A 6,635-nucleotide genomic window follows, 5' to 3' on the forward strand; every position below is an offset into this window, starting at 1 on the left:
GCCCTTGGTGTCGGCCAGGCCTTTGGCGCAACCAGCGGCGCCGGTGCAGGCGATCACGTGGGCCAGCGCGTCGGCGGTGGAACAGCGCAGACCCAGTTTTTCCAGGTTGTGGATAACTTCAGCGGCGGCGCTTTCGGCGATGTTCGGCAGCAACAGGCTTTGCCACGGGGTGAAACGCAACGTGCCGTCGCCGTGCTCGCGGGCCAATCGCGCCGCGCCGCGCAGCATCGCCGGATCGAGCCGGCCCAGCGGCGGCACCGCGCCGACATACACACGCCCGGTCTGCCCCTGCGGGTGCGCGCCGATGTGCACAGCGCTGGCAATGCGCGGCGTGTACTCGACGGGCAGCAGCGGCACGCGTTCGCCCAGTGTTGCGATGAAATCTGCCAGCGGATACTCGCCGAGCAAATGCCGCATGCGCGTCTGATCGGGGCGCGCCAGGTCGAGGAACAACTCAAGCACCGCAATCACCAGCGCATGACCATGCGCCAATGGCACCGCAGCAATCGCCGTATCGCTCGGGCAGCCGGCCAGTCCAAACGCGAGCAGGTATTCGCCATCCTGTTCAACCGCGCTCAGCCACAAATCATGGTGATGTTCGAGCATCGCCAGCGCTTCGCCGCCGTCCAGTTGCACGGCGAACTTGGCGCTCAGCTCATGGAAACGCGGATGGCTTTGCAGGCTGCCAAGAATCTTTTCGGCCAAGGGCCGCGTGTCGAGCAGCATTTGCCGGTCGATGCCGGCGCCGGGGCTGAGCATCAGGTTGCGCACGTCATCGCCCGCCGCCGTGCGCGGGCCCAATCCAGCGGCCAACAGGCTTTCGATCAGCGGCGTTTCGGCGCAGCCGATCCCGCGAATCTGCAAGTTGGCGCGGTTGGTCGCCTCGATTACGCCAGCGGCAAAACGCTCGGCGGCAGCGGCGACCGCATCGGCCTGATCAGCACTGATCGCGCCGCCATTCAACTTGATCCGGCAAATCCCGCCATCCAGTGCCTGGACAATACGCAGCAACCCCGGGCAAGCCGAGGGGCGTAGAGCGCAGGACAACGGACGTGGGTTCAAAGGGCAGACCGGCAGAGTGGCGAAGGCGCTTCGCGGGCGAAGGCGCGGTATTATGCCTGCTTTGTTCGACGGCATGAAAAGCCTGCCCGTCGGATCAGTCCGTTTCAGGACTATTTTTGAGGACCGCAGATGCAGCCCTGGCTGACAGTAGTAGGTATCGGTGAAGACGGTTTCAAGGGCCTGGGCAAGCATGCTCGACGGGCTCTGCTGGGCGCTTCGCGGATCATTGGTGGCCAGCGCCAACTGGATTTGTTGCCGGTGTGCATTCGTGGCGAGCGGCAATTGTGGCCGAGTCCGTTTTCCCTGGCGCCGGTGCTGGAGCACGCTGGCGAAGCGGTTTGCGTGCTGGCCAGCGGCGATCCGATGTTCTTCGGCGTCGGCGCCAGCCTCGCGCGGCAGGTGCCGTCCGAGCAGATGCTGATTCTGCCGGCGCCGTCATCCTGCTCACTGGCGGCGGCGCGCATGGGCTGGCCTTTGCAGGACGTGGTAACGCTGTCGGTGGTCGCCCGCCCGGTGGCGGCCCTGAATGCGCAGCTGTTCAGCGGCGTGCGGTTGCTGGTGTTGAGCAATGACCGCAGCAGCCCGGCGGCGGTTGCCGAGCTGTTGCGCGAGCGCGGTTTTGCCCCGAGCCGAATGACCGTGCTGGAGCATTTGGGCGGCGAGGCGGAACGGCGCATCGACGGTGTCGCGGCTGATTGGGCGGTTGCTGATATTGCCGACCTCAACGTGATCGCCATCGAGTGCCGCGCCGAACCCGGAATCGTGCGCCTGTCACGCCTCGCCGGACTGGCGGATTCAGCGTTCAAACATGACGGACAACTGACCAAGCGCGATGTCCGCGCCATCACCCTCGCCCGCCTCGCGCCGATACCCGGCGAACTGCTGTGGGACGTCGGCGCCGGCAGCGGCTCGATCGGCATCGAATGGATGCGCGCGCACCCGAGCTGCCGCGCACTGGCAATTGAGGCCGATGACGGCCGCCAAGCCTTGATCGAACACAACCGCGACGCGCTCGGCGTGCCCGGTTTGCAATTGATTCGCGGCAGCGCGCCGCAGGCCTTGGCCGGGCTCGAACGCCCGGACGCGATTTTCATCGGTGGCGGCGTCACCCGTGATGGCGTGCTCGACAGCTGTTGGGCCGCGCTCAAACCCGGCGGTCGATTGATTGCCAACGCCGTGACCCTGCAAAGTGAAATGACCTTGATGGCCTGGCGCGAACAGCACGGCGGCGAGCTGACGCGCATCCACATCGCCCAGGCCCAGCCATTGGGCGAGTTCGATACCTGGCGCCAGGCACTGCCGATCACTTTGCTCGACGTGACGAAGCCGTTCGATGCGTGACGAAACCGCCGAACAGCCCGCGCCCCTGCGCAGCGGCCTGACCACCGGCAGCTGCGCCACCGCCACCAGCCTCGCCGCCGCACGCCTGTTGCTCAGCGGCTTGGCGGCGGACGCGGTGCAGATCATCTTGCCCAAAGGCAAACAGGTGCAGATGCGCCTGGAGTTCTGCCGTTTGCACGATGACGGCGCCGAGGCCGGAACGATCAAGGACGCTGGCGACGACCCGGACGTGACCCACGGCGCGTTGCTTTACTCGCACGTGCGCCTGGGCGCCGCGCCGGGGATTCGTTTTATCGCTGGCCGGGGCGTCGGCACCGTCACCCGGCCGGGTCTGGTGTTGAATGTCGGCGAACCGGCGATCAACCCGGTGCCGCGCAAAATGATCACCGATCACCTGACGTCGCTGGCTGCGGAGCTGAGCTATGGCGGTGGTTTTGAGGTGACGGTCAACGTCGAGAATGGCGAGGCGCTGGCGTTGAAAACCATGAATCCGCGCCTGGGGATTCTCGGCGGTTTGTCGATCCTCGGCACCAGCGGCATCGTCCGGCCGTTTTCCTGCGCGGCGTACATCGCCTCGATCCATCAAGGCATCGACGTCGCCAAAACCAACGGCTATCAGCACATCGCCGCGTGCACCGGCAACGCCAGCGAAGACACCATGCGCCGGGTCTACGACTTGCCGGAAATCGCCCTGATCGAAATGGGTGACTTTGTCGGCGCGGTCCTCAAACACCTGCGCCGCGTGCCTGTGGATAAGTTGAGCATCTGTGGCGGCTTCGGCAAGATCAGCAAACTGGCGGCCGGCCACATGGATTTGCACAGCCGCCATTCCAGCATCGACCTGCCACAACTGGCGCAATGGGCGGCGGCGATTGGCGCCGATGAGGTGTTGCAGCAATCGATCCGCGCCGCCAACACCAGTCAACAGGCGCTGGCCATGGCCAGCGCGGCGGGAATCGCCCTGGGTGACGCAGTGTGCCGACACGCGCTGGAGTTTGCCCGCAGCGTAGTGCCGGCGCAGGTTCAGGTCGAAGTGTTCGCGATTGATCGTCAGGGCGGGATAGTCGGGCATGCTGGAAGTTAACGTAAACCTCCCGACCGATGAGCACCTGTGGCGAGCGAGCTTGCTCGCGTTTGAGGGCGCAGCACTCACAGGATCTATGCCGCTGCGCAAATCCTTGGGGCCGCTGCGCAGCCCAGCGCGAGCAAGCTCGCTCGCCACGGGGGGTTGGGTTGGTCGTTGTTTTTGTGCACTGCCATGCAGGAGTTTTTGATGAAACGTGTGTTGTTGCTTGGTGGTGTGACGGAGGCGTTGGCGATTGCCCGGACGCTGGGGCCGCAGCATATCTATAGCCTTGCCGGTGTCGGTCGGGTGCCGACGGATTTGACCTGCCAGGTGCGTGTCGGTGGTTACGGCGGGGCTGAAGGTCTGGCGCAATTCATCCGCGATGAACGGATCGGTCTGCTGCTGGACGCCACCCACCCTTACGCCGCGCAAATCAGCCAGAACGCCGCGACTGCCGCGCAATTGAGCGGCATCCAATGCTGGGCGTTGCGCCGCCCGGCGTGGCAGCCACAGGCCGGGGATGACTGGCGCGAAGTCCGCGATTGGGCCGAACTGATCGAGGCGCTAAAGCCCTTCCGCCGACCGCTGTTCACCCTCGGCCGCGAGCCCTTGCAGCATCTCGACGACATCCCCCCGGAGCAATTCTGGACACTTCGCGCCCTCGACGTTTACCCCGGCAACGAGCGCTGCGAAATCATCGGCGCGCGCGGCCCTTTCCTGCTCGAAGACGAAAGAGAGCTGTTCCAACGCCGCCAGATCGACGTGCTCATCAGCAAAAACAGCGGCAGCACCGCCACCGAGCCGAAACTCGAAGTGGCCCGCGAGCGCGGGGTGCCGGTGCTGGTATTGAAGCGGCCGGTGTTGGCGGCGGTTGATCGGGAGTTTGGTTCGGTGGCGGATGTGCTCAGCGCTCTGATCCTGTCCGAATTTTCCTGAAACTGCCTGAAACCTGCGAATTTTCCGGCAGAACTTACAGAAAAAGGCGTCTGGTCGTCCTCACCTCTTCAACCCTATATTCAGGCTCTGCCAATTAATCACGCCAACACACCCGCCATTCGAGGGGGTCAGGCAGATTCATCCCGAGAAAAGCGGCGCTTGCCAAACCTGTATCCCAAGGAATACGATCCCGACATGATCGACTTCAAACGATCCCGAGCATTCGCTGACTGGCTTGACTCACTGAAAGACACCATTGGTAAAGCCAAGGTAGTGGCCAGACTTCGCGCCGCAGAACATGGAAATTTCGGTGATTGCGAATCTGTAGGGTCGGCGGTTTACGAAATGCGCGTGCATTTCGGTCCGGGCTACAGGGTGTATTTCACGCGCAGAGGCGCGGTGGTTTACCTACTGTTGATCGGCGGCGCCAAGTCGACTCAAAAAAGAGATATCAAACGCGCCATTCAGATGGTGCAAAACATCGGAAATGAGGAGTAATCATGGCCGAACAATTCACCCGCTTCGACGCTGCCGAGTTCCTCAAGACACCTGAGGAAATGGCGGCTTACCTGGATGCCTGTTTTGACGAGGATGCAGGGGATGGCGTGCTGATCCGTGCCGCGCTCAATGATATCGCCCGGGCACAAGGGATGACTCAGGTCGCTCGTGATGCAGGGCTGGGGCGCGAGAGTTTGTACAAAGCGTTAGGTAGCACTGGCAATCCTGAATTCGCGACTATCATGAAAGTCATGAAGGCCTTGGGTCTGCGCTTGCATGCCGTAGCGCTCTGAAAAGGCTGCGACACCACACCGCACGCCGCTTTTTTACTTATCGGCCCTGATCAGGCTAAATAGCCGCGCCTGATCGTCCACCTACCGGATTTGTCTCATGTCCCGACAACGGCTCGCATTTGCCTGGATCGCCTGCTTTGCAGTGCTGTTCAATATGCTCGCCATGCCGATGACCGGGGCGATGGCGCAGTCGGCGAAGTCACCCGCCGAGCAACTATTGTGGGGCAGTTTTTGCACGTCCAGCGGCAGCAAAATGGTCGCTATTTCACTGGGGCCGATTGACTCGCCAGCGCCGCAGAATGACGATCACTCCACCATGCAGCATTGCTGGTGTTGCTCCGGCTCGGCACCGTTGGTTGCGTTGCCGGGGCATGTGCCGCAGCTGTATTTCGCCCGGTTCGAGGGCCATAAAGCCCAGCCTGCGGCGACGCTCGACACGCCGACACCGCGCCAGCAATGGCCAAGTCTCAATCCCCGCGCTTCCCCTCTGGTGTGATTCGTTCTCGCAATCGACCTGCGTTTTGAATCGTCCTGGAGATCTGCCATGTTGAACAAACTCATCGTTCTGGCCGCGTTGCTGCTGCCTGCCTGCTTCGCCAATGCTCTTGATTTCAAGGCCGGCGAATTGCAAATCGCCCATCCGTGGTCGCAGGAACTGCCGCCCAACGCACCGACCGTCGCGGCTTATTTCGTGATTCACAACGGCGGGAAAACCGCCGACCGTTTGCTCAGCGTCGATTCGCCGATTGCGGCGCAAGCGCAGTTGCATGAGCACGTGAAACAGAATGACCTGATGAAAATGCAGCAAGTGCCCAGCGTGGAAATCCCGGCCGGCGGCGAGGTCAGATTTGCGCCGATGGCGTATCACGTGATGCTGCTGGACCTGAAGGATCGCAGCCTGTTGACCGACGGCAAACGCTTCCCGTTGACCCTGCATTTCGAGCAATCCGGCAACGTGACGGTTGAAGTCACGGTGCAGAAGCAGCCGCCGGGAGACGCGCAAATGCACGCGCACGCCCAGTAAGCATTTGAGCCGATAACGCCATGCGCCCGCCTCGCGCCAGGACCTCCGCCCACCGCCATCAGACGTTAAGCCTGACGCGCGGGAGCTGGATCAGCCTGTTCGCCATGCTGATGATCTTCATCGGACCGCTGATTTCTCAGTCGATGCCGATGGATCAACGCGCCGCCGCAATGACCTCGATGTCCATGTCGATGTCCATGTCCATGTCCAAAGACATGAGCATGTCGATGGACATGGGCGCGGACGTCCACGGCGAACACGCGCAGCAAGCCGCCGCTGAACATTGCCCGCCCGCCGCCGAGCATCATGCGCTGTGGGAGAAATGCGGTTATTGCAGTCTGTTGTTCAACTGCCCGGCGCTGACCGGCGGGCAGATTTTCGTCGCTTTTGACACACCACCCCCCAACACTTTCAC

9 protein-coding genes are annotated in these 6,635 nt (G+C 62.7%); 8 read left to right on the forward strand and 1 reads right to left on the reverse strand.

Annotated elements, in window-relative coordinates; translation table 11 throughout:
- The coding region (gene cobG, locus BI292_RS08390) for a precorrin-3B synthase (RefSeq protein WP_101207600.1) at positions 1 to 1,137 on the reverse strand (1,137 nt) is incomplete at its 3' end.
- Positions 1,138 to 1,191: 54 nt separating this feature from the next.
- Here cobG and cbiE point away from each other — a divergent pair.
- The 8 genes from cbiE to BI292_RS08435 all read left to right on the forward strand — a co-directional run.
- On the forward strand, positions 1,192 to 2,403 hold the full coding sequence (gene cbiE / locus BI292_RS08395) for a precorrin-6y C5,15-methyltransferase (decarboxylating) subunit CbiE (protein WP_101207591.1): 1,212 nt from the start codon (positions 1,192 to 1,194) through the stop codon (positions 2,401 to 2,403).
- The gene (locus BI292_RS08400; RefSeq protein ID WP_101207592.1) at positions 2,396 to 3,487 is read left to right on the forward strand and encodes a cobalt-precorrin-5B (C(1))-methyltransferase; all 1,092 of its coding nucleotides are present in this window, start codon (positions 2,396 to 2,398) and stop codon (positions 3,485 to 3,487) included. The genes cbiE and BI292_RS08400 overlap by 8 nt, the downstream gene beginning before the upstream one ends.
- A gap of 189 nt (positions 3,488 to 3,676) precedes the next feature.
- Positions 3,677 to 4,405, forward strand: a complete 729-nt coding sequence (locus BI292_RS08410) for a cobalt-precorrin-6A reductase (RefSeq protein ID WP_101207594.1) — start codon at positions 3,677 to 3,679, stop codon at positions 4,403 to 4,405.
- A 195-nt stretch (positions 4,406 to 4,600) separates the two neighbouring features.
- Positions 4,601 to 4,903, forward strand: coding sequence for a type II toxin-antitoxin system RelE/ParE family toxin (locus BI292_RS08415; RefSeq protein ID WP_101207595.1), 303 nt, complete (start codon positions 4,601 to 4,603; stop codon positions 4,901 to 4,903).
- Between the two features lie 2 nt (positions 4,904 to 4,905).
- On the forward strand, positions 4,906 to 5,196 hold the full coding sequence (locus BI292_RS08420) for an addiction module antidote protein (RefSeq protein ID WP_101207596.1): 291 nt from the start codon (positions 4,906 to 4,908) through the stop codon (positions 5,194 to 5,196).
- Positions 5,197 to 5,293: 97 nt separating this feature from the next.
- A complete protein-coding gene (locus BI292_RS08425; protein ID WP_101207597.1) occupies positions 5,294 to 5,692 on the forward strand; it encodes a DUF2946 domain-containing protein in 399 nt (132 codons plus the stop codon).
- A gap of 48 nt (positions 5,693 to 5,740) precedes the next feature.
- A complete protein-coding gene (locus BI292_RS08430) occupies positions 5,741 to 6,220 on the forward strand; it encodes a copper chaperone PCu(A)C (protein WP_101207598.1) in 480 nt (159 codons plus the stop codon).
- Positions 6,221 to 6,240: 20 nt separating this feature from the next.
- Positions 6,241 to 6,635, forward strand: a 395-nt coding sequence (locus tag BI292_RS08435; RefSeq protein WP_101207599.1) for a DUF2946 domain-containing protein, incomplete at its 3' end; no start/stop codon positions are given.

Origin of the sequence: Pseudomonas sp. 43NM1 (assembly GCF_002836905.1) — a bacterium.
GTDB lineage: Bacteria > Pseudomonadota > Gammaproteobacteria > Pseudomonadales > Pseudomonadaceae > Aquipseudomonas > Aquipseudomonas prosekii.

Coding starts and splice junctions, on each gene's coding strand:
- cbiE (WP_101207591.1), top strand. CDS start 1,192: ATGCAGCCCTGGCTGACAGTAGTAGGTATCGGTGAAGACGGTTTCAAG.
- BI292_RS08400 (WP_101207592.1), top strand. CDS start 2,396: ATGCGTGACGAAACCGCCGAACAGCCCGCGCCCCTGCGCAGCGGCCTG.
- BI292_RS08410 (WP_101207594.1), top strand. CDS start 3,677: ATGAAACGTGTGTTGTTGCTTGGTGGTGTGACGGAGGCGTTGGCGATT.
- BI292_RS08415 (WP_101207595.1), top strand. CDS start 4,601: ATGATCGACTTCAAACGATCCCGAGCATTCGCTGACTGGCTTGACTCA.
- BI292_RS08420 (WP_101207596.1), top strand. CDS start 4,906: ATGGCCGAACAATTCACCCGCTTCGACGCTGCCGAGTTCCTCAAGACA.
- BI292_RS08425 (WP_101207597.1), top strand. CDS start 5,294: ATGTCCCGACAACGGCTCGCATTTGCCTGGATCGCCTGCTTTGCAGTG.
- BI292_RS08430 (WP_101207598.1), top strand. CDS start 5,741: ATGTTGAACAAACTCATCGTTCTGGCCGCGTTGCTGCTGCCTGCCTGC.